At 67.0% G+C, this 20,824-nt stretch carries 22 protein-coding genes; 9 read left to right on the top strand and 13 right to left on the bottom strand.

The features are described from left to right. Positions 1–110: 110 nt before the first annotated feature. Positions 111–1,580, top strand: a complete 1,470-nt coding sequence (locus tag VCS63_RS17500; protein ID WP_063640375.1) for an N-acyl-D-amino-acid deacylase family protein — start codon at positions 111–113, stop codon at positions 1,578–1,580. Between the two features lie 42 nt (positions 1,581–1,622). Next, a complete protein-coding gene (locus VCS63_RS17495; protein WP_187639881.1) occupies positions 1,623–2,582 on the top strand; it encodes a tripartite tricarboxylate transporter substrate binding protein BugE in 960 nt (319 codons plus the stop codon). A 38-nt stretch (positions 2,583–2,620) separates the two neighbouring features. Here the strand turns inward: VCS63_RS17495 and VCS63_RS17490 are convergent, their stop codons facing one another. The 5 genes from VCS63_RS17490 to VCS63_RS17470 are packed head-to-tail and all read right to left on the bottom strand — an operon-like array spanning position 2,621 to position 7,026. Beyond that, complete coding sequence (locus tag VCS63_RS17490; RefSeq protein WP_164794117.1) at positions 2,621–3,991, bottom strand: sulfite reductase subunit alpha; 1,371 nt, start codon at positions 3,989–3,991, stop codon at positions 2,621–2,623. 4 nt (positions 3,992–3,995) lie between these two features. Next, complete coding sequence (locus VCS63_RS17485) at positions 3,996–5,021, bottom strand: FAD:protein FMN transferase (RefSeq protein WP_416379200.1); 1,026 nt, start codon at positions 5,019–5,021, stop codon at positions 3,996–3,998. A 14-nt stretch (positions 5,022–5,035) separates the two neighbouring features. Further along, positions 5,036–5,836 carry a DUF4198 domain-containing protein gene (locus tag VCS63_RS17480; RefSeq protein ID WP_042794230.1) on the bottom strand — a complete coding sequence of 267 codons (801 nt, stop codon included), beginning with the start codon at positions 5,834–5,836 and terminating at the stop codon, positions 5,036–5,038. A 19-nt stretch (positions 5,837–5,855) separates the two neighbouring features. Beyond that, positions 5,856–6,371 carry a DUF2271 domain-containing protein gene (locus tag VCS63_RS17475; RefSeq protein ID WP_149064277.1) on the bottom strand — a complete coding sequence of 172 codons (516 nt, stop codon included), beginning with the start codon at positions 6,369–6,371 and terminating at the stop codon, positions 5,856–5,858. Between the two features lie 28 nt (positions 6,372–6,399). Next, positions 6,400–7,026, bottom strand: a complete 627-nt coding sequence (locus VCS63_RS17470; RefSeq protein WP_042794228.1) for a PepSY-associated TM helix domain-containing protein — start codon at positions 7,024–7,026, stop codon at positions 6,400–6,402. Between the two features lie 187 nt (positions 7,027–7,213). Here VCS63_RS17470 and VCS63_RS17465 point away from each other — a divergent pair, with 187 nt between their 5' ends. Continuing rightward, positions 7,214–7,768: an HdeD family acid-resistance protein gene (locus VCS63_RS17465; protein ID WP_042794227.1), complete on the top strand. Its 555-nt coding sequence runs from the start codon at positions 7,214–7,216 to the stop codon at positions 7,766–7,768. Between the two features lie 6 nt (positions 7,769–7,774). After that, complete coding sequence (locus tag VCS63_RS17460) at positions 7,775–8,167, top strand: CrcB family protein (protein ID WP_063961961.1); 393 nt, start codon at positions 7,775–7,777, stop codon at positions 8,165–8,167. A 22-nt stretch (positions 8,168–8,189) separates the two neighbouring features. Here VCS63_RS17460 and hpnE read toward each other — a convergent pair whose 3' ends face one another. The 3 genes from hpnE to hpnC are packed head-to-tail and all read right to left on the bottom strand — an operon-like array spanning position 8,190 to position 11,204. After that, positions 8,190–9,512 (bottom strand): hydroxysqualene dehydroxylase HpnE, encoded by a 1,323-nt coding sequence (hpnE, locus tag VCS63_RS17455; protein ID WP_042794225.1) that lies wholly within the window; start codon positions 9,510–9,512, stop codon positions 8,190–8,192. Beyond that, positions 9,509–10,372 carry a presqualene diphosphate synthase HpnD gene (gene hpnD, locus VCS63_RS17450; protein WP_323880502.1) on the bottom strand — a complete coding sequence of 288 codons (864 nt, stop codon included), beginning with the start codon at positions 10,370–10,372 and terminating at the stop codon, positions 9,509–9,511. Before hpnD ends, hpnE begins: the two co-directional genes overlap by 4 nt. A gap of 1 nt (position 10,373) precedes the next feature. Further along, on the bottom strand, positions 10,374–11,204 hold the full coding sequence (hpnC, locus tag VCS63_RS17445; RefSeq protein ID WP_323880501.1) for a squalene synthase HpnC: 831 nt from the start codon (positions 11,202–11,204) through the stop codon (positions 10,374–10,376). 130 nt (positions 11,205–11,334) lie between these two features. Between hpnC and alr the strand changes: the two genes are divergently transcribed. Both alr and VCS63_RS17435 read left to right on the top strand, forming a co-directional pair. Then, a complete protein-coding gene (gene alr, locus VCS63_RS17440) occupies positions 11,335–12,462 on the top strand; it encodes an alanine racemase (protein ID WP_042794221.1) in 1,128 nt (375 codons plus the stop codon). A 154-nt stretch (positions 12,463–12,616) separates the two neighbouring features. Next, entirely contained in the window at positions 12,617–13,336 is a 720-nt protein-coding gene (locus VCS63_RS17435; protein ID WP_042794220.1) for an SDR family oxidoreductase, read from the top strand. 86 nt (positions 13,337–13,422) lie between these two features. Here the strand turns inward: VCS63_RS17435 and VCS63_RS17430 are convergent, their stop codons facing one another. Further along, a complete protein-coding gene (locus VCS63_RS17430; RefSeq protein WP_063961958.1) occupies positions 13,423–14,376 on the bottom strand; it encodes a LysR substrate-binding domain-containing protein in 954 nt (317 codons plus the stop codon). A gap of 112 nt (positions 14,377–14,488) precedes the next feature. Here VCS63_RS17430 and VCS63_RS17425 point away from each other — a divergent pair, with 112 nt between their 5' ends. The 3 genes from VCS63_RS17425 (at position 14,489) to VCS63_RS17415 (ending at position 17,190) form a co-directional block, all read left to right on the top strand. After that, positions 14,489–15,382 carry an MBL fold metallo-hydrolase gene (locus VCS63_RS17425; protein ID WP_042794219.1) on the top strand — a complete coding sequence of 298 codons (894 nt, stop codon included), beginning with the start codon at positions 14,489–14,491 and terminating at the stop codon, positions 15,380–15,382. A gap of 71 nt (positions 15,383–15,453) precedes the next feature. Continuing rightward, positions 15,454–16,431, top strand: a complete 978-nt coding sequence (locus tag VCS63_RS17420; protein ID WP_112965848.1) for a Bug family tripartite tricarboxylate transporter substrate binding protein — start codon at positions 15,454–15,456, stop codon at positions 16,429–16,431. 9 nt (positions 16,432–16,440) lie between these two features. Further along, entirely contained in the window at positions 16,441–17,190 is a 750-nt protein-coding gene (locus tag VCS63_RS17415) for an alpha/beta fold hydrolase (protein WP_063640366.1), read from the top strand. Positions 17,191–17,220: 30 nt separating this feature from the next. Here VCS63_RS17415 and hpaI read toward each other — a convergent pair whose 3' ends face one another. The 4 genes from hpaI to VCS63_RS17395 are packed head-to-tail and all read right to left on the bottom strand — an operon-like array spanning position 17,221 to position 20,682. Beyond that, entirely contained in the window at positions 17,221–18,021 is an 801-nt protein-coding gene (gene hpaI, locus VCS63_RS17410; protein WP_323880500.1) for a 4-hydroxy-2-oxoheptanedioate aldolase, read from the bottom strand. A 13-nt stretch (positions 18,022–18,034) separates the two neighbouring features. Continuing rightward, on the bottom strand, positions 18,035–18,838 hold the full coding sequence (gene hpaH / locus VCS63_RS17405; RefSeq protein WP_042794215.1) for a 2-oxo-hept-4-ene-1,7-dioate hydratase: 804 nt from the start codon (positions 18,836–18,838) through the stop codon (positions 18,035–18,037). 29 nt (positions 18,839–18,867) lie between these two features. Further along, the gene (locus tag VCS63_RS17400) at positions 18,868–19,617 is read right to left on the bottom strand and encodes a fumarylacetoacetate hydrolase family protein (RefSeq protein WP_063640365.1); all 750 of its coding nucleotides are present in this window, start codon (positions 19,615–19,617) and stop codon (positions 18,868–18,870) included. Positions 19,618–19,632: 15 nt separating this feature from the next. Then, the gene (locus VCS63_RS17395) at positions 19,633–20,682 is read right to left on the bottom strand and encodes a fumarylacetoacetate hydrolase family protein (protein WP_323880498.1); all 1,050 of its coding nucleotides are present in this window, start codon (positions 20,680–20,682) and stop codon (positions 19,633–19,635) included. Positions 20,683–20,824 lie beyond the last annotated feature (142 nt).

The raw sequence follows: 20,824 nt of genomic DNA, 5'->3' as shown, positions 1-20,824 counted from the left end.
TAGATAGATCAATAAAAACAATTTTCCCAGATTGATCGCGCGGACGATACTAGATGGTTTCGACGTCCTCCGGCCATGCGCATCGGAGATACCACCAAGGCAGGAACACCATGCGGCAGGAAGCTCTGGATCTGATCATCGAAGGCGGCTGGGTCATTGACGGCCTGGGTGGCCCCCGGCGGCGTGCCGACGTAGGCGTGGCGGGCGAGCGCATCGCCGCCATCGGTGACCTGGCCGGCGCCTCTGCCGCCCGCCGGGTGGATGCGCGTGGCAAGATCGTGGCGCCCGGCTTCATCGACGTGCACGGGCACGACGATCTGATGTTCGTGGAGCGTCCTGGCCTCGAATGGAAAACCACCCAGGGCATCACCTCGGTCGTGGTGGGCAATTGCGGCGTGAGCGGCGCGCCCGCGCCCCTGCCGGGCAATACGGCGGCGGCGCTGGCCCTGCTGGGAGAGACGCCGCTGTTTGCCGACATGCAGGCTTACTTCGGCGAATTGCGCGCGCAGCGGCCGATGATCAACGTGGCGGCCCTCGTGGGACACGCCAATTTGCGCCTGGCCGCCATGCGCGATCCGGCGGCCCAGCCGACCGCCGAGGAACAGGACGCCATGCAGCGCATGCTGGACGATGCCCTGGCCGCGGGCGCGGTGGGCTTCAGCACGGGCCTCGCCTACCAGCCGGGCGGCGCAGCCCGCCCAGCGGAACTGGAAGGACTGGCACGGGTGGCGGCGGCTCGCGGCGCGATGCACACCAGCCACATCCGCAATGAAGGCGACGAGGTCGAGGCCGCCGTCGACGAGGTCCTCTCGGTGGGCCGCAATACGGGCTGCGCCACGGTGCTGTCGCATCACAAATGCATGATGCCGCAGAACTGGGGCAAAAGCCGCGCCACGCTCGCGAACATCGACCGCGCGCGCGGCGAGGGCGTCGAGGTGGCGCTGGACATTTACCCGTATCCGGGCAGCTCCACCATCCTGATCCCTGAACGCGCCGAAACCATCGATGACATCCGCATTACCTGGTCCACCCCGCATCCGGAATGCGGCGGCCAGTTCCTCAGCGATATCGCGGCGCGCTGGGGCTGCGACAAGACCACCGCGGCGCGGCGCCTGTGTCCGGCGGGGGCCATCTACTTCGCCATGGACGAGGCCGAGGTCCAGCGCATCTTCCAGCATGAATGCTGCATGGTGGGCTCGGACGGCCTGCCCAACGACGCGCATCCGCATCCCCGGCTATGGGGCAGCTTTACGCGGGTATTGGGCCGCTACGTGCGCGAGGCCGAGCTGATGACGCTGGAGACCGCCATTGCCAAGATGACGTCCTTGCCGGCCCGCGTGTTCGGCCTGGCGGGACGCGGCCAGTTGAGCGAGGGCGCCTGGGCCGACATCGTCGTGTTCGACGCGGACACGGTCGAGGATCGCGCCACCTGGGAAGCGCCGACGCTGGCGTCGGCAGGCGTGGAGCACGTGCTGGTCAATGGGCAGCAGGTCTTTCCGGCCGCTGCCGGCATGGCGCGCCCCGGCAAGATCCTGCGCCGCGAGGCGATGGCGCAAACCGTGGCCGGCGCGTCCCGATAAAACCCGACAAAAACACCAACCATACTTGCAGGAGACATCCCCATGATGCGCAAAACCTGGGTCGCGCTGGCGCTGGCCACCGTGTTGCCCGCCGCCCACGCGGCGTTCCCCGACCATCCCATCACCCTGATCGTGCCATTCCCGGCAGGGGGGCCGACCGATATCGTCGGCCGCCTCGCGGCGGCCAAGGCCGGCGAGATCCTGGGCCAGCAGATTGTGGTGGAAAACCGCACCGGCGCGTCCGGCACGATAGGCATGACGGCCACTGCGCGCGCCAAGCCGGACGGCTATACCGTTGGCCTGGCCACGGTCAGCACTCATGGCACCGCGCCGCACCTGTTCCCCAAGCTGGCCTACGATCCGGTCCAGGACTTCACGCCGGTCAGCAACCTGGTTACCAGCCCCAACATCCTCAGCGTGAATCCGCAGTTTCCGGCCAAGACGCTGGCCGAATTCGTCGAGCACGTGCGCGCCAATCCGAGCAAGGACGGCTATGCCAATGCCGGCGCGGGTGGCGTGAACGACCTGGGCATGATCTGGTTCCTGCAGATCATAGGCGGCAAGATGAACAGCATTTCCTATCGCGGCTCGGCGCCCGCGCTGACCGATACCGTGGGCGGCGTGGTGCCGGTCATTTTCGACAATTTCCCGTCATCGCTGCCCTACCTGAAGAGCAATCATCTGCGCGCCCTTGCCATCACCGGCACCCAGCGCAATCCGCGCCTGCCGGATGTGCCGACGTTTGCCGAGCAGGGCTACAAGGACTACGACGTAACAGCCTGGTACGGCGTGGTCGGCCCGGCCGGCATGCCGGACGATGTGCGGGACAAGCTGGCCGACGCTTTCGCGCGCGCAGTGCGCGATCCGGCGACCGCGGCCAAGATGGAAGAGACCGGCGCTTTTCCCCTGGGCAACACGCCCGCGGAGTTTGGTCAGCAGATCCGCGCCGAGCGCGACCGCTGGAAGGCCGTGATCGAAAAGGCCGACATCAAGCTGCAATAAGGGGGAGGCGGGCTGCCTGGATTTGCCGCGGCCCGGTATCAATACACGTCGCGGCGGTAATGGCCGTCGCGCTGCATGGCTTGCAGCCGCGCGGCGCCCAGGATGTCTTGCAGGGCGGCATCCACGCCGCCAGCCATGCCTTGCAGGCTGCCGCAGACGTAAATGGCCGCGCCCGCGTCGACCCAGGCGCGCACGCTCTCGGCATGATCGCGCAAATGGTGCTGCACGTAGCGCCGGTCGGCCTGGTCGCGCGAGAAAACCGCGTCCACGCGCTCCAGCGTGCCATCATTGCGCCAGGCTTCGATTTCCTCGCGGCAGAACCAATCATGCGCCGCGTTGCGTTCTCCGAACACCAGCCAGTTGCGCGGGTGGCCGGCCGCGCGGCGCGCCTTGATCAGCGCGCGCAGGCCGGCCAGGCCGGTGCCGTTGCCCACCAAAAGCAGCGGTCGGCCATCGGGCGGCGCGTGGAAATTGCGGTTGACGCGTACGCGCAGGTCTATCGCATCCCCAGGCTGGGCGATCTGGGTGAGCCAGCCGCTACCCAGGCCCAGCGCGCCGTCGGCGCCGCGCATCTGTCGTACCAGCAGCTGAATCGCGCCATCTTCCGGCAGCGAGGCGATCGAGTACTCGCGATGGGCCAGCAAAGGGCCTGCGGCCTCTCGGCGGGGGCCGATTTCAGCGATGTCCCCCGCCTGCCAGCTGCACGCGCCACCGGTGGGCGGCGTCAGCGTCAGCAGATAGCAGGGGCCGCCCTGGCTTTGGGGATTGAGTTGTTCGCGCGCGGCCAGGCGCCAGGATTCGTAGACTGGAACCTGCCAGTCGGGCAGGTCGCTGCGCCCGGCCAGAAGACCAAGATGATGCTGCCAATGCCGCAGGGCCGCCGGGTCCCCGTTGTCGACCTCGACCAGATCGAACAGCGGCGTCGCGCCTTGCGCGTGCAGCCAGTCGTCCAGGCGATGGCCGAAGCCGCAGAACTGGGCGTATTCGCTGTCGCCAAGCGCCAGCACCGCATAGTGCGCCCCAGCCAGCCCCGCCGCGGTTTCTTGCATCTGTTCGGCGAAGGCGGCGGCGGCGTCGGGCGGATCGCCTTCGCCATAAGTGCTGACCACGAACAGCATGCGGCGATAGGTCGCCAGGCGTTGCGCGTCCAATTGCTCCAGCGCCGCCACCCGTACCGCCAGGCCGCCGGCGCGCAGGGACTCGGCGGTTTGCGCCGCCAGCGATTCGGCATAGCCCGTTTGCGTGGCGTAGGCGACGAGCAAGGTGTCTTCGGGGACAGGCGCCTGCAGGGCTTGCAGGGCCAGCGCCTGCTGCATTTGATGGCGCCGGGCGCGGCGCCAGGCCCACAGGCACAGCAGCAGCCAGGCTCCCACCACGCATGCCGCCGCGATCAATCGGGTTGCTGCCATGGTGTCAGGATATAGCGGCCAGTGCCTGGAATGCGGGGGTGGCGACGACACGCCAGGCGTCGCGTTCGCGCAGGATGAACAAGGCGGCGAGCTCATGGCGGCGGGCGTAGGCCAGGCCTTCTTCTTCGCCCAGCACCGTCAACGCGGTGGCGAGCGCGTCGGCTTCCATGCAGCCGGGGTGCAGCACGGTGACTGACGCCAGGTTATTGCGCACCGGCAGGCCGGTGCGCGGATCGATGGTGTGCGCGTAGCGCTCGTCCCCACTACCCGCGTGGCGGCGGTAATCGCCCGAGGTGGCGATGCTGTGGTCGCGCAGGGGCAGAGCAAGGGCGTGATCGTCGCTCGCATCGGGCACTTCGATGGCCACGCGCCAGGGCTGGCCGTCGGGCCGCTTGCCGCGCGCGCGCAGTTCGCCGCCCACTTCGACGAGGTACTGGGTGATGCCCAGCGCATCCAGCGCCATGGCGGCGCGGTCCACGCCGTAACCCTTGGCGATGGAAGAAAGATCCAGGTAGGCGCCGCCGGGTTGCAACGCGGCCTGGCGCTGGGCATCGAGTTGCACCCGGCGCCAGCCGCAGCGAGCGCGCGCGGCCTCGATCGCGGAAGGCGATGGCGGTTCGAACGCGCGTTGGTGCGGTCCGAAACCCCAAGCGTTTACCAGCGGTCCGACGGTCGGATCGTAGGCGCCGCCGCTATCCTCGGCCAAAGCCAGCGCATGGCTCAGCACGTGGAAGAACCCGGCCGGCAGCGTTTGCCAGCCGGTGGCCGCCCGGTTGTAGCGCGTGATGTCCGAATCGGGCTCCCAGGTGCTCATCTGGGCGACCACTTCGTCCAGCGCGGCCTGGATGGCGTGGCGCGCCGCGGCCTCCGTGTGCCCGCGCGGCAACGCCAGGCGGGCCGACCAGGTGGTGCCCATGGTGGCGCCGGCCAGCGCCGCGGACGCCGTCGGCATTGCCGGCATGGCGCCATAGGCAAGGCTGACCGCCGTGGCAGGCGCGCCGCGCGGAGCGTAGGAAGGGGAGCTGGCCATGCGCCTGCGGCCGCTCAGGGCTGCAGCACCTCGACCGTGCCCGCGTAGGACAGGCGGCGCTTTTTGGCTTGCGGCACGCTGACCTTGGCATCTTCCATGCCGGCTTCGATCCAGTACAGGCCCGGCTGCGGCCACTTCACGGAGAACTTGCCGTCCTTGTCCGTCTTCAGCTGGATTTCGCCGACCTTGTCGCGATAGCGGCTGCCGCCCGGCACCACGTTGACTTCCAGCTCCGCGGCCGGCTTGCCGTCCAGCAGCATCTGGAAGGTGGCAGGCTCATCCGTGAACAGGTCGTTCGGATGCGTCACCGGCGCCAGCTCCAGGCCGCGGCCGACAGGCTTGACGGCCGAGGGCTTGCCGGCGGTCACGAAGGTCTCGACGCGGCCCAGGCTTTGCGAGACTTCCAGTTCCTCGGCCTTGGCGGGCACGGCTTGCGCCAGGCCCTCGGGCTTGCCGAAGTAGCGCTTGTTCTTGCCGTCTTCCTTCCAGCGGGCGAACACGCCGTCATTGACCACGGCGACGCGGTAGGTTCCGGCCTGCTTGAGTTGCAGGTCGAATGTGCTGCGCAGCTTGCCGCGATTCAGGTTCTCGGCTTCGGCGGCGCTGCCGTCCGGCGCGACGACGGCCAGGCCGTCCAGGCGCAGCGGAGCGTGGTTGAAATAGAACTTGTCGTTGCCCACGGCGGCGTCGACGGTGACCCAGCTGTCGGTGCCCGACAACACGGTCGACGACGGCACCATCCAGACGTCATGCGCCTGGGAGGCGAAAGGCAGGCACAGAGCCAGGGCGGCGGCCAGTTTGGCGGCGGATTTCATCGTTGCGCTCCTAGGAGAATCAGGGTTTCAGGTCGAGCGCGATGGCGCCCAGTTCGTGTTCGCCGCGCGCCGTCAACTGCTCGGCCTTTTGCGGCGGCCATTGGAAGGGGATACGCAGCAGCTCGCGGCCGCCGACTTCGCGCGCCGCTTCGACCACCACGGCGTACTGGCCGGGTTTCAGTCCGGACAGTGGCTTGCTAGCCGCGTCAAAACGCAGCGCATGCTTGCCCACCGGCTTGGTGGCGCCGCTGACGCCGTCCACCGGGAATTGCTGATTGCGGCCGCTGCGGCGCCACCACTGGCGCATGTCCTTGAGCCACTCCGTGCCTTCGTTGTTCTTCTTGGTCACGTCGTACCAGACGGCCAGGTCGGTCGCCACGCTCTGGTCGGGATTCTCGATCCAGATCGCGACGTAGGGACGGTGGTACTCCGCGACATCCAGGCGCGGAACCTCAATGGACAGGCCGATGTCGGCCGCTTGGGCCGTTCGGGCGATCAGGCCGGCCAGCAGGGCCGACAACAACAGCTTGCGCATGGAAGTCTCCAGGGGCGGATCGTTGGAATCAATGAATGAAAAGCAGGGCCAGCACGACGGGAATCACAACGCCCAGGCCAACCATGGGCCAGGTCGCGCTACGGTTGCCGGCGTGCATCTTCAGCAGCACCAGCCCGGTCAGCGAAAAGACCAGACAGGCGACGGCGAAGATGTCCAGGAACCAGCTCCATGCCAGGCCCGTGTTGCGGCCCTTGTGCAGATCATTGAGGTACGAGATCCAGCCGCGATCGGTGCGCTCATACTCGACGTCGCCGCTGGCCAGGTCGATGGACAGCCAGGCATCGCCGCCAGCGCGTGGCAGGGACAGATAGACCTCGTCGGCGGACCACTCCGCCGGCTTGCCGGCGGCGGCGGTGTCCAGCGTATCGTCCAGCCACTGGGCGACGGGCGCGGGCAGCGGCGCCTTTTTCTGGGCGGGTGGGGGAGAGAGTTGCTGCAGGACCGCTACGGGCAAGCGCGCCTCGCGGCTGGTCACGACAGCCTTGGCCTCGATGTGCGAGGCATTGTTCAGGGTCAGGCCGGTCACCGCGAACAACAGCATGCCCAGCAGGCACAGCGCCGAGCTGATCCAATGCCATTGGTGCAGCGTCTTGAGCCAATAGGCCCGGCGGCGGGGAGTGGTTGGACTGTCCATGGGTTATCGGGTGAAAGCCCGCGGATTCTAACATTTAATGAGAATGACTCTTATAAATGCCGCTGTTTTTGCCGGAAGGGGATTTCAATCGATTTCGGGATTGGCGCCGGGGCGGGGAGGCGCGCCGTGGCGCCGGTCCGCCAGCGGGGATAAGATAGGCCACCCGTTACAAACACCGGAGGTCGTCATGCTTGAGCAGCAAGTCGTGGATCAGATCGGTCGTCATTGGGGGTGGGTGGCATTGCGCGGCGTCGTCGCCATCCTGTTCGGGCTCATGGCCTTGCTCATGCCTGCCATCACGCTGTCTGCGCTGGTGCTGGTATGGGGCGCATTCGCGCTGGTCGACGGGGTGCTGGCCCTGGTTGCCGGCGTGCGCATCCGCGATAACGGCAAGCCGCTGTGGGCGCTTATCGTCGTGGGCCTGCTGGGCATCGCGGCGGGCATCGTCACTTTCGTCTATCCCGGCCTGACGGCGCTGGTCCTGCTGTACATCATCGCGATCTGGGCGCTGGTGTCCGGCGTGTTCCAGATCGTCGCCGCGATCCGATTCCGCAAGGACATCCGCAACGAATGGCTGCTCGGCCTGTCTGGGCTGGTGTCCATCCTGTTCGGCGGCATGATGATCATGCAGCCGGGCGCGGGCGCGCTGGCGCTGGTCTGGGTCATCGGGCTCTACGCCGTCTTCTTTGGCATACTCCTGCTGGTTTTTTCCTTCCGCCTCAAACAGCACAAGACGTCCTGAAGACCGATGTCCGCTTATCAAACCCTGATTCCCCTGAATTTCCTTGCCGTAGGCGTGGGCGCCATGTTGGGCGCGTGGGTCCGGTGGCTGGTCGGCATGTGGCTGAACGTGGAGTCCTGGCCATGGGGAACGTTCGCGGTGAACCTGGCCGGCGGCTATCTGGTCGGCCTGGTGCTGGCACTGGTGGCAGGGCATCCCGAATGGCCGGCCTGGATCCGCCTGGGCGCTATCACGGGCTTCATGGGAGGGCTGACCACGTTCTCGACATTTTCGGCCGAGACCGTGTCGATGCTGGAGCGGGGCGCCTACGCCAGCGCGGCGGGATATGCCGGCTTCAGCCTGGCTGGGTCGCTGTTGCTGACGGCGGCCGGCCTGGCGACCGCCAGTCTCTTGCGCTAGGGCTGGCGAGCAGGCGCGGGTCTCAGGCCGCGCCGGGATTCAACACACGGGCGGCCTGCAGGCCGCTCTGCACGGCGCCTTCCAGCACACCCGGGTAGCCCGTGTCGGTCCAGTCGCCGGCCAGCGCCAGCGTGGGCCAGGGAGTGGAATTCAGCGGGCGGGTCAGCCCCGGCACCGCCGCGAAAGTCGCCCGCTTTTCGATGAACAGTTCCGCCGCCGACACTTCTGGCATGGCCGGCAGCCGCGCGGGGTGGCGCGCGGCTTGCTCGGCCACCTGATCGATCAGCGCTTCGATCACCTGTTGGCGGTTGCGTTCTGCGATGCCGGTGGCTGCGCTGGTCACCACGGCCAGTTCGCCGGCCTTGGTGTCGCCGGCCAGTTGCGCGCGGTCGAACAGCCATTGGCCGTAGTGGTCGCGGGCGGATTCTTCGCGCAGCATCATCATGGGCTCGGGCAGGCGCCAGGGATCCTGCAGCCGTAGGTTCAGGGTGGCGATCGGCATGTACTCGAAAGCCTTGAGCGCGTTCAGCAGCCCGGTGGCTCCGGCCTCCCGCAGCGGGGTTTCCAGCAGGCGCGCGGCGAAGGCCGGCGGCACTGCCAGCACGGCCGCGTCGAATCGTTCCTGGTTGATGTCGATGCCCTCTTTGGAGGGGCGAAGCTGGCGCACGGTGCTGCCATAGCGCATGGTCACCTGGCGCGCCGCCGCATCGGGCCACAGCGCGGACAAGTCGGTGCAAGGCAGCAGCATGTCGCTGTTTTCGCGGCTGCCGGTCAGGCTGTCGCGCAGCACGCGCGCGAACAGCGCGGCGCTGGCCGTGGCAGCCGGCGTGTTCAGCGCGGCCAGGCAGAGCGGTTCCCAGATTTGGCGGATCAGCGCGTCCGACTGCGCGTGGTAGTGCAGCAGGTGCAGCACGGTCCAGTCGCGCGGCGGTGTCCATGACATGGCTTTCAGGCCCCGCATCAGCCGCAGGGTCGCGACGCGGTCCTTCCAGGCCAGGCCGCGCGCGCGCAGGATCGCCACGGCCATGTGCAGCGGCGCGGGGAGCCGCGGCGCGGCCAGGCGGAAGCGGCCGTCCAGGGAGGCCAATTGCAGGGGCCGGCGCATCAGCAAGGCGTCCGGATTGCGGCCCACGCGGCGCATCAGCGCCAGCGTGTGCTTGTAGGCCCCGGAAAGCAGATGCTGGCCATTGTCCAGCGGGGCGTCGAAATCCGTGTGGAACACGCGTCGGGCGCGTCCGCCGGGGGTATGGCCGGCTTCGAACACGGTGACCTTGGCGCCCGCTTCGCGCAGGGCCACACTTGCTGCCAGACCGGCCCAGCCGGCGCCGATGACCGCGGCCTTCACCGGGCCAACCGGCGGACCAGTCCGCGTCCGCCGCCCACCCAGGTCTTCCAGGCGAGCCACAGCTTGCGCAAAGGGGTGAGCGAAATGCGCTGGTGCAACACCTGCCAGTTGTCGCGCTCGATCTCGTCGAGCAGCGCGTGATAGATCGCCGCCATCATCAGGCCCGGGCGCTGCGCGCGGCGGTCGGCCTCGGGCAGATTGCTCATGGCCTCGCGATAGAGCCCCCGGGCGCGTTCGGCCTGGAACTGCATCAAGGCGCTGAAGCGCTCGGAATATTCGCCGTTCAGGATGTCCGAGGCCTTGACTTCGAACTGCTGCATGTCGTTGACGGGCAGGTAGATGCGGCCTCGGCGCGCGTCGTCGCCCACGTCACGGATGATGTTGGTCATCTGGAACGCCAGCCCCAGCTTTTCAGCATAGACCAGGGTCTTGGGGTCGGAATAGCCGAAGACGCCGGCGGACAGCTCGCCCACCACGCCGGCGGCGTGCCAGCAGTACTTGCGCAAGCCCGGCCAGTCCAGGTAGCGGGTCTGGTCCAGATCCATTTCCATGCCGTCGATCACGGCCAGCAGGCGTTCGCGCGTGATCGCACAGCTTTGCAGGTGCGGCTGCAGGGCACGGGTGACCGGATGGTCCGGATTGCCGTTGAACATCTGGTCGACCTGCGTGCGCCACCAGGCCAGCTTGACGCGGGCCAGCGAGGGATCGGTGCATTCGTCCACCACGTCGTCCACTTCGCGGCAGTACGCATACAGCGCCGTAATGGCGCGCCGCCGCTCGGGCGGCAGGAACAGGAACGAGTAGTAGAAGCTGGAACCGCTTTTGGCGGCTTTCTCCTGGCAGTATTCGTCAGGGGTCATATCAGGTAATTGCGCGCCACATCATGATGGCCCAATCTTTGGCGCCCAATTCGGGGCGATTCATGAATACATCGTAGCCGCCCGCCTCGATACGCTCCAGCACGCGCAGCCCGCCTTGCACCACCAGGCGCAGCTCCAGGCCCATGCGGCCCGGCAGGCGGCGCGCCAGCGGAGCGCCGAAGTGTAGCAGTGCGCGGGCGCGTTCGACTTCAAAGGCCATCAAGTCGCGCCAGGCTGGGGTGAGCCGGCAGGCGGCCAGGTCTTCGTCCGTCACGCCATGGCGCCGCAGGTCCTCCTGCGGCAGGTAGACGCGCTGTTTGTGCCAGTCTACCCGCACGTCCTGCCAGAAATTCACCAGCTGCAGGCCGGTGCAGATGGCGTCTGCCTCGCTTACGTTTTGCGGATTGGTGGCCTCGAACAGGTGCAGCATCAGCCTGCCCACTGGGTTGGCGGAGCGGGTGCAATAGTCGGCTAGCGTGGCGTAGTCTTCGTAGCGTTTGACGCTGATGTCCTGCTCGAAGGCGGACAGCAGGTCGTAGAACGGCGTGATCGGCAACTGGTGGCGCGCGATCGTGGCCGCAAGCGGCACGAAGATGCCGGCCAGCTCGGGCGAGCCGGGTTCGGGCGTCGTGCCCGGTTCGGCGCCGATGCGGTGCAGTTCCGCCCGGAACGCGGCCAGCTGGTCCAGCCGTTCCTCGTCCGTGGCGCTGCCTTCATCGGCGATATCGTCCGCGGCGCGGGCGAACCGGTAGATATCGGTCACGGCGCCGCGCAGCCTGCGCGGCAGCAGCAGCGAGGCGACGGGGAAATTTTCGTAGTGATCGATGGGCATGGATGGTCTTGCGGATCTGGCCCCGGGGGCCTGGACCGATCCATTTTAGAGTAGTCACATTCCAGTGACACAACCCAATGCCGCCGGCGGTGCGGATCAGTTAGACTTAAGCGCCACAGGATTCCACACCATGCCGCGTCCAATCTCCGCCACTGTCTCCGTTTCCGCGCTTGCGCACAACCTAGCGGCCGTGCGTCGCCACCTGGACCAGACCGCAGCCGCGGCGGCCGGCCTGCCGCCCTCGATCTGGGCGGTCATCAAGGCCAATGCCTATGGCCACGGCATCGAGCAGGCCGTTGCCGGCTTCTCGAAGGCGCAAGGCCTGGCGATGCTGGACCTGGACGAGGCCGTGCGCTGCCGCGAGGCGGGTTGGGGTGGCCCCATCCTGCTGCTGGAAGGCTTTTTCGAGCCCTCCGATCTGGATATCGTCGACCGCTATCACCTGAGCACCACCGTGCACAACCGCGAGCAACTGGACATGCTGGCTCGCGCGCGCTTCTCGCGCCGCGTCGACATCATGCTCAAGCTGAACAGCGGCATGAACCGCCTGGGCTTCAGTCCCGCCGCCTACGCCGCCGCACACGAGCGCGCCATGCTGCTGCAACAACAGGGCGTGCTGGGCTCGGTCGGCAAAATGACCCATTTCGCATGTGCGGATGGCCCGCAGGGCGTGAACGAGCAACTGGCGGTGTTCAATTCGGTGACGCATAAGATGCCGGGTGCCATCAGCGTCTGCAATTCAGCCGCCACGCTGCGCTTTGCCGAGATCGCCGTCGCCTCGGAAACCCAGGCGCATTGGGTGCGCCCGGGCATATGCCTGTATGGCGCTTCGCCGTTCGCGGACGCCGAAGCGGCTTCCTTTGGTCTGAAACCCGCGATGTCGCTGCGTTCGGAAATCATCGCCGTGCAGGACCTGAAGGCCGGTGATTCGGTCGGTTACGGCGCCATCTTCCGGGCCGACCGTTCCATGCGTATCGGCATCGTGGCTTGCGGCTATGCCGACGGCTATCCGCGTCACGCCACCACAGGCACGCCCGTGGTCGTGGCGGGCATCCGTACCCAGTTGGTGGGGCGTGTTTCCATGGACATGCTGATCGTCGACCTGGGGCCGGTTCCCGCGGCCGGCGTGGGTTCGCCCGTGTCGCTCTGGGGCGAGGAAGGCCCCTCCGTGGACGAAGTCGCCCAGGCTGCCGGCACCATCGGCTACGAGCTGCTGTGCGCCCTGGCGCCGCGCGTTCCCGTGACCCGGGACGTCTGAACGGGCAGGGCCTTCCCGCCGAGCGGCGCTGTCCGGCAGGCAAGAATTGCTACGCAATTTACAAGACAGGTGGCGCCGGATGGTGTCTACTTGGAAGACCGGGCGCTCAAGCGCCCGTTTTTGACCAAGAAAACAGACTGCGAGGTTTCAATCCATGAAGGACAAATGCGTGCTCGTCACGGGCGCCACCAAAGGCATAGGCTGGGCGCTTACTCAGCGGTTGTCCGACATGGGTTGTCATGTGGTTGGCATCGCGCGCAACACCACCGATGTGGATTTCCCGGGCTATCTCTACGCCTGTGACCTGGCGGATGCCGGCCGCACGGAGGAAGTGCTGCGTGAGATCCGCGAGAAATTTCCGGTCGATGCCGTGGTCAACAACGTGGGCATCGTATCGCCTCAGCCGCTGGGCGAAATCGACCTGGCCACGCTGTACAACGTGCTCGACTTGAACGTGCGCGTGGCGGTGCAAGTCACCCAGGCATTCATCGAATCCATGAAAGTGCGTCGCGCCGGGCGCATCGTCAACGTGGTCAGCCGAGCCATCCACGGCGGCCTGGAACGCACCGCCTACTCGGCAGCCAAGAGCGCGCTGGTGGGCTGCACGCGTACCTGGGCGCTGGAACTGGCTGAATACGGCGTTACCGCCAACGCGGTCGCGCCGGGTCCGATCGAAACCGAGATGTTCCGCGCCACGCGTCCGGCCGGCAGCGACGCCGAAAAGCGGGCGTTGGCCTCCGTGCCCATGAAGCGCCTGGGCACGCCCGCCGAAGTGGCGGCCGCGATCGCCTTCCTGTTGTCGGACGACGCCGGCTTCATTACCGGACAAGTGTTGGGCGTCGACGGCGGTGGCAGCCTGGGCGGACGTTCCTAGAACGCCCGAGCGGGGCGCAAAGCGCTCCCGACGATTGCCGCGAGCGCGCTTCGGCGCGCTTTTTGCTGCCCGCGTGTAGCCAGGCCTCAGGCTCCCAGTGCGCCGGCTTCCACGCGCAACGCATCCAGAAATCGCAACAACGCGGGCGCCGCCTCGACTTGGGCGCGCTGCACCACCCCAACCGGCGGCAGGTTCCAATCGGGGCGGAATCTCAGGATCGCCAGCACTCCCAGCGCGGCATAGTGCTGCGCCACGGCGCGCGGCATGGCGGATAGCAGGTCGCTGCTGCGTAGCAACACTTCGTTGGCCAGCAATGAAACCGACTCCGCCATGGGTGCGCGCAGCGTCAGCCCTTGTTCGGCGAAGTAGGCGTCGATGCGCTGGCGCAGCGGGGCTTGCGGCGGCGGCAGAATCCAATCTTGCCGCGCCAGGGCGGCAGCCGTGATGCGGGTGGACTTGGCCAGCGGATGGCCTACGCGAGCCACGACGCATATGGGTTCTTCGTATAGCACTTCGGTTCGGAACACGGGTTGCGTCGCATCCAGCATCAGGCGCCCCAGCACGCAGTCGAGTTCGCCCCGTGTCAGGCCCGCCAGCAGCATGTCGTGCGCGCCTTCCTGCAGCATGACGGTGACGCCGGCATGGTCGGCGCGCAGGCGCTGCAGGGCGCGCGGCACCAGCACGGGCAAGGCTACCTGTTGCACGCCGACGCGGATCCGTCCGCTGGCGCCCGCGGCCAAAGCCGCGATTTCGTTGCGGGCGCCGGACAGGTCGGACCAGAGCACGTCGGCCTTGCGGGCAAGCGCGTGGCCGAATCCCGTAGGCACGATGCCCCGGCGCGTGCGCTGGAACAGCGGCACGCCGAACATGTCTTCCAGTTCCAGCAACTGCTTGCTGGCGGCGGGCTGCGTCATGCCGAGCTCGGCGGCGGCCTTGTGCACGCTGCCCAGCGCGTACAGCGCCCGCAGCAAATCCAGATGGCGCATGCGCAGGCGCCCGCCGATATGGTGCAGTTCCGGAATCCTGGGGGTGGCCGCCATGGTTTTTTGCAATTCCTGTTGGTTATCACAGCATTCTAATAATTGATTATATTGTATGCACCCCATACCTATACTGGACCGCAGTTCAACCGTCCTGCATAAAGGGGAAAACATGAAGATCACGATGCTGGGAACCGGAGCCGCGCTGCCCGATCCCGACCGGGGCCAGTCCGCCATCCTGCTGACGCTGGATGACGATACCCATTACCTGTTCGATTGCGGCGAAGGCGCCACCCGCCAGATGGTGCGCGCCAACGTCGATCCCGCCAAGGTCGGCTTCGTGTTCTTGACGCACCTGCACCACGACCACATTTGCGACTATCCCTACTTCGTTATCTCCAGCTGGATGCTAAACAAGACGGGCGCCCCGCTGGTGCTGGGGCCGAAGGGCACGCGCCATTTCGTCGATCACCTGTTCGAGAACGGCGCCTACCATACCGACTACCAGGCGCGCAGCGCCTATCCCGTGCGCCAGGCCAACCTGGAAGCCATGCGGCCCGAAGTGCGGGAAGTCAGTCCCGGCCCGGTATTCGACGACGGCAGGGTGCGCATTTCGGTCGACTGGGTGGAACACATTCCGCGCGATGTGTGTGAATGCTTCGGCGTGCGGGTGGAGGCGGAGGGCAAGGTCATTGCGTTCAGCGGCGATACGGCGCCCTGTGAAGCCATGGTGCGGCTGGCGCAAGACGCCGACTTGCTGATCCATGAGTGCACGTTCCCCGAATCGTTCATCGCGCATCGCGCCAAGACCGGCGTGGGCACCTATGCGCACACCAGTCCCACGGACCTGGGCATCATCGCCAGCCGGGCGGGCGTCAAAAGCCTGGTGGCGACGCACTTCGGCCATTTCGATTCGACCAGCCCGGTGATCAAGCGTGCCGCCGCCAAGCATCTGCCCGTGGAGCTGATGGGGCCGCACCTGATGGATGAGATCGTGGCCGACATCCGCAAGAACTATACGGGTCCGCTGCGGCTGGCTCACGACCTGATGCGCATCGACTTGTAGCATTCGCCAGAAAGCCGCCGGCCCGAGGCCGGCGCATGCGCGGGCGCCGCCCGCGGGCCAGGGAGACCACTATGACGTACCGGACTTGCGCCGTATCCGTTTTGCTTGCCTTGGGCGTGGCGGCCTCGCCGCTGGCTGCTCGGGCGCAGTATCCCGATCATCCCATCCGCATCGTGCTGCCCTATGCGCCTGGAGCGGCGGGCGATGTGGCCATGCGCCAGATCCAGCCGCTCCTGGAAAAGCGCCTCGGCCAGCCCCTGATCGTCGATTACAAGACCGGCGCCGGCGGCAACATCGGCGCCTTGGAAGTGGCGCGCGCCAAGCCCGACGGCTACACCTTGGTGCTGGGCGCGACCAACAATTTCGTCATCAACCAGTTCCTGTACCGCAAGCTGGGCTTCGATCCATTGACCGATCTGGAGCCGGTGGGCAAGCTGGCAGACGTGCCCGCCTTTGTCTACGTCAGCGCGGAGGTGCCCGCGACGGACTACGCCCGGTTTGCGCAGTATGCGCGGGCCCACGCCGGCAAGCTGAACTATGGATCTCCTGGCATGGGCACCACGCCGCACTTGTCCGGCTACCGCCTCTCTCAGGCCATGGGGGCGGGCATGACGCACATCGCCTACCGTGGATCCTCCCCTGGCGTGCAGGCCCTCCTGGCCAACGAGATACAGATGTACATCGGCGGCTATAGCATTGCAGCCGCCTACATGCCGCAGGGCAGGGTGCGTGCCCTGGCCGTGGCGGCGCCTGAACGCTTTGCCGGTCTGCCCGATGTGCCCACCGCCGCCCAGGCCGGCATGCCGGACGTCGTGCAGGGCAATTGGTGGGGGTTTGCCGCACCCAAGGGCACGCCGCCCGAGCGCGTGGCGCGCTTTGCCGAAGTCTTGCATGAGGTGCTGGCCTTGCCGGAAGTCCGCCAGGCGTTCCTGGCCGGCGGCTTCGTGCCTGGACAGGATACGCCCGCGGCGTTCGCCGCGAGCTGGCGCAACGAAGCGCCGCAATGGCAGGCGGTCGTGCGTGAATCAGGGGTGGTGCTGGATAACTGAGGAGTCGTCATGGAATTCAGACGCCGCGGCTCGGGCCGGCCGCTATTCCTGCTGCACGGCTTCTGCTCGTCGTCCGCGATCTGGGGGCCTCTGGCCGAAGCGCTTGCGCCAGGGCGCGACGTGATCGCGCCCGATTGGCCCGGCTTCGGGCGCGACGCGATGACGCAGCCCTTGCACGGGTTGCCCGCCTATGCGGACGCGATCGTCATGCTGGCGGACGAGTTGGGTATCGACGGCTTTGACGTGCTGGGGCATTCATTCAGCGGCTTCGTTGCGCAGCAGTTGCTGTGCGCGGTTCCCGGTCGAGTGGGACGGGCGGTGCTGTATGGCGCCGGCCTGCGGGTGGATCCGGCCTTGCGCTTCGAACCCCTGGACCAGACGCTGGCGCGGCTGCGCGCGGAGGGTCCGCGGGCCACGGCGCGCCGCGTGCTGGCATCCTGGTTCCGAGAGGGAGAGCAGGCGCCTGCTTACGCGGCCTGCCTCGAAGATGGCATGTCCATGAGCGCGGCCGGGGCCGCTTCGATGATGGCTGCGGTGCACGGCGTGGACTATACGCAGGCGCTGGCTGCCGTGCGTGCACCCGTGCTGGTCATATCCGGCGAATACGAACGCAGCCATCCACTGGCTTCGGCCATGGCCCTGCGCGCGGCGTTGTCCCATGGCAGCCTTTGCGTGCTGCCGGATTGCGGGCATGCCGCGCACCTGGAGCGTCCGTCATTGTTCAACGCCGCGGTGCGCGAGTTCCTGGCGCAGGGGTGAGACAGGCCGGGGCCTGCCCCGGCGTCTGCCTCAGTAAGGGCCTTTGGCTGCCGCGGGCGCGGCCGCGTTCTTGAATTGGCCCGCCAACTGCTCGGCCGCGCGCGCCAGCAGGGTGGCGTCGACGCCGACGGCCACGAAGGTGGCGCCCAGCGACAGGTAGTGCCTGGCCTGGTCCACGCCGCTGTGCAGGATGCCTGCGGCTTTGCCGCTGCGCACGATGCGCAGGATGGTATCGTCGATCGCCTTGGTCACTGCAGGATGTTCGGGTTGGCCCAGGTAGCCCATGCTGGCCGACAGGTCGGCCGGGCCGATGAAGGCGCCGTCCACGCCGTCCACCGCCAGGATTTCTTCCAGCGCCTCGACGCCGCGTGGCGTTTCGATCTGCACAAGCACGCACATCTGTTCGTTGGCGCGGCGCAGGTAGTCGGGAATGCGGTTCCAGCGCGACGAACGGGCCAGCGCGCTGCCCACGCCGCGCGCGCCTTGCGGCGGATAGCGCACGGCGGCGACGGCGGCGGCCGCTTCTTCGGCGGACTGCACCATGGGCACCAGCAGTGTTTGCGCGCCCGTGTCCAGGATCTGCTTGATGAGCACCGCGTCGTTCCAGGCTGGCCGCACCACCGGCGCAACTGGGTACGCGGCCATCGATTGCAGCTGCGCCAGAGTGGTCTGCAGCGTGTTGGGGGCATGCTCGCCGTCGATCAGCAGCCAGTCGAAACCGGCGCCGGCGATGATCTCGGTGGAGTAGGCGTTCGCCAGGCCTGCCCACAGGCCGATCTGGGGCTTGCCGCTGCGCAAGGCCTGTTTGAAAGTGTTGGTCAATATGTCCATGGATGGGGAGCGGTCAGATGAAATGGCAGTTGACGGAACCCAGCACGCCATAGTCGACGTTGAAGGTATCGCCAGGGCGGGCCAGCACCGGGCGGGTGAAGGAACCCGACAGGATGATCTCTCCCGCTTCCAGCGCCACGTCGTGGGCGGCCAGCTTGTTCGCCAGCCATACTACGCCATTGGCGGGATGGTTCAAGACGCCCGCGGCCACGCCGGTTTCCTCGATGACGGCGTTGCGCGACAGGATGGCGCCGATCCAGCGCAGGTCCAGTTCGCCGATCTTGACCGGCCGCCCGCCCATCACGACGCCGGCGTTCGCCGCGTTGTCGGCAATGGTGTCGAACACTTTGCGGGGGCGCTTGCTGTCGGGATCGATGCTGTGCGATCGCGCGTCGATGATCTCCAGCGCCGGGATCACGTAGTCGACCGCGTCATAGACCTGGAACAGCGTGACGCCCGGACCTTGCAGGCGCTTGCCCAGCACGAAGGCCAGTTCGACTTCCAGGCGCGGCAGGATGAAGCGGCCGGCGGGGATATCAGCGCCGTCGTCGAAGAACATATCGTCCAGCAGCATGCCGAAATCGGGTTCGTCGATCTGCGACGCCTGCTGCATGGCGCGCGAGGTCAGGCCGATCTTGTGCCCGCGCTTGACGCGGCCCTCGGCCAGCTTGATGTCCATCCAGGCGCGCTGGATGGCGTAGGCGTCGGCGATGGCGATGTCGGGGTACTCGAGCGAAATCTGGCGGATCTGTTGACGGGTGCGTTCGGCTTCGTGCAGGCGCGCGGCGATGGCGCGCACGGTATTGTTGTCTAGCATCTGGGTTCCAGTAGTAGGGGGGATCGGGGTCAGTTGGGGAAGGGGACCAGCGTATTCACCAGCCGCCCTATGCCTTCGATTTCTGTCACGACTTCGTCGCCGGGCTGGACGTTGACGATGCCGTCAGGTGTGCCCGTGAGGATCAGGTCGCCCGGTGAAAGCGTCATGAAGCCGCTGAAATACTCGATCAATGCGGGCACGTCGAACACCATGTCGCGGGTATTGCCGCGCTGCGTCTCGACACCGTTGACCGTGGTGCGCAGATTCAAATTCATGGGATCGGGCACGTCGTCGCGGTCCACCAGCCAGGGGCCTAGCGGCGTGCAGGTGTCGCGGCTTTTCACGCGCAGATTCGGGCGGTACCAGTTTTCCAGGTAGTCGCGCAGTGCATAGTCGTTGGCCACGGTGTAGCCGGCCACGCAGTCATAGGCCTGCTCGCGGCTGACTTTGCTGGCGGTCTTGCCGATGACCACGGCCAACTCGCATTCGTAATGCATGAAGGCGACGTCGGCGGGGCGCAAGGTCTGGGCGCGGTGGCCGACAAACGTATTGGCCGCCTTGAGAAAGCCCAGCGGTTCGTCCGGGGCCTTGAAAGCGAGTTCCTTGGCGTGGTCGGCGTAGTTGATCGCCAGCGTGAAAGTGGTGCGCGGTTCGAAGGGCGGTAACCATTGCACGGCCTCTTCGGCGTAGACGCGCCCGTCGGCCAGGCGGACCTGTCCCGGAGCGGCTTCGGTGGCGGCATGGATGACGCCGTCCAGGGAGATGCGAGCATGTTTCATGGCGGACTCCGTGGTTTATCGGGCAGCGCTGGCCGCGGCCAGCGGATTGCCCAGTGTGCCGACCCGCGAGATGCTGATGTCGTAGCGTTGGCCCGCGCGTGCGCGCGGCGCGCCATGGGGAGCGCCCATCAGCAGGATGTCCCCGGCTTCCAGGGTCATGAACTGGGTGACGTCGGCGATCAGCCGTGCGACGGGACGGATCAGGTCGGCGGTGCTGGCGCGTTGCGCCACCTGGCCGTCGATGCGGACTTCGATGTCCAGCGCGTCGGGATCCGTGACGTCGGCGGCGGGTGCCAGGTCCTGTCCGATGGGGCAGAAGCCGTCGCGGCATTTCTGCTTGAGAGCCGGCCGGAAGTAGCTGGCGTGAGGAACGGACAGGTCGGCCACGACGCGGTAGCCCGCCACGTAGTCCAGCGCCTCGGCTTCGCTCACGCGGGTGGCGCGGCGGGCGAACACCACACCCAGGCAGGCGCCTATCTCGACTTCGTCCACGTCCGCCGGCAGGCTGATGACAGCGCCATGCCGGGCGTAGGTATTGGCGGGCTTGATGTAGAGCACCGGTGCCTTGGGAGCGGCCTTGTACGGGGGCGCGTCCACGGTGTCGCCCATTGCGGCCAGCGCCTGGCGCGTGTTCAGCGCGGCGCCCACCACGGTCCGCGGCCATGGCGCCGCGGCTGCCGCGGCCCGCGCGGCCAGATGTTCACGGTAGTTGTTGAGTTTGTAGTTCAGCACGGGGTCGGCTTCTTCGATCTGCATCGAGATGCCCAAGGGGCGTGCCGCCATCTGTGGCGCGAGCACGGCGGTCAACGCCTGGAACACGCGTTCGCCGAGCGCGGCCTTCTGTTCAGCGTTGCGGCCGTGGCCGATGCGCAGGACGACATGGACGAAGGCATTGTCGGGATGTCCGTCGACGATAAGGCAATCGTCCACACGCAGCGCGCGCGTACGCGCGCCGGCCAGGGGGAACAGGCTGCCATCGCCCACGGCGGCATCCTGCACCGTACGCATCAGCGTCTGCGTATCCAGGGCCAGGTTGCCCGAGTACTCAATCCAGATATGGGGCATGCCTCGCTCCACCGAATGTAATTATCATGTTAACTATATTAATGAAAAAGCCCGGCGGCAACAATCCGCGGGAGGGCTTGGACGGGCTGACCTGCTTGGGGGTTTCCCGACGTTGACAGCGGGGTTAGGCAAGCATAACGTT

Source organism: Achromobacter sp. D10 (genome assembly GCF_035282245.1).
Taxonomy (GTDB): domain Bacteria; phylum Pseudomonadota; class Gammaproteobacteria; order Burkholderiales; family Burkholderiaceae_B; genus Achromobacter; species Achromobacter insolitus.
This window is presented reverse-complemented; position numbering and strand designations above follow the sequence as displayed.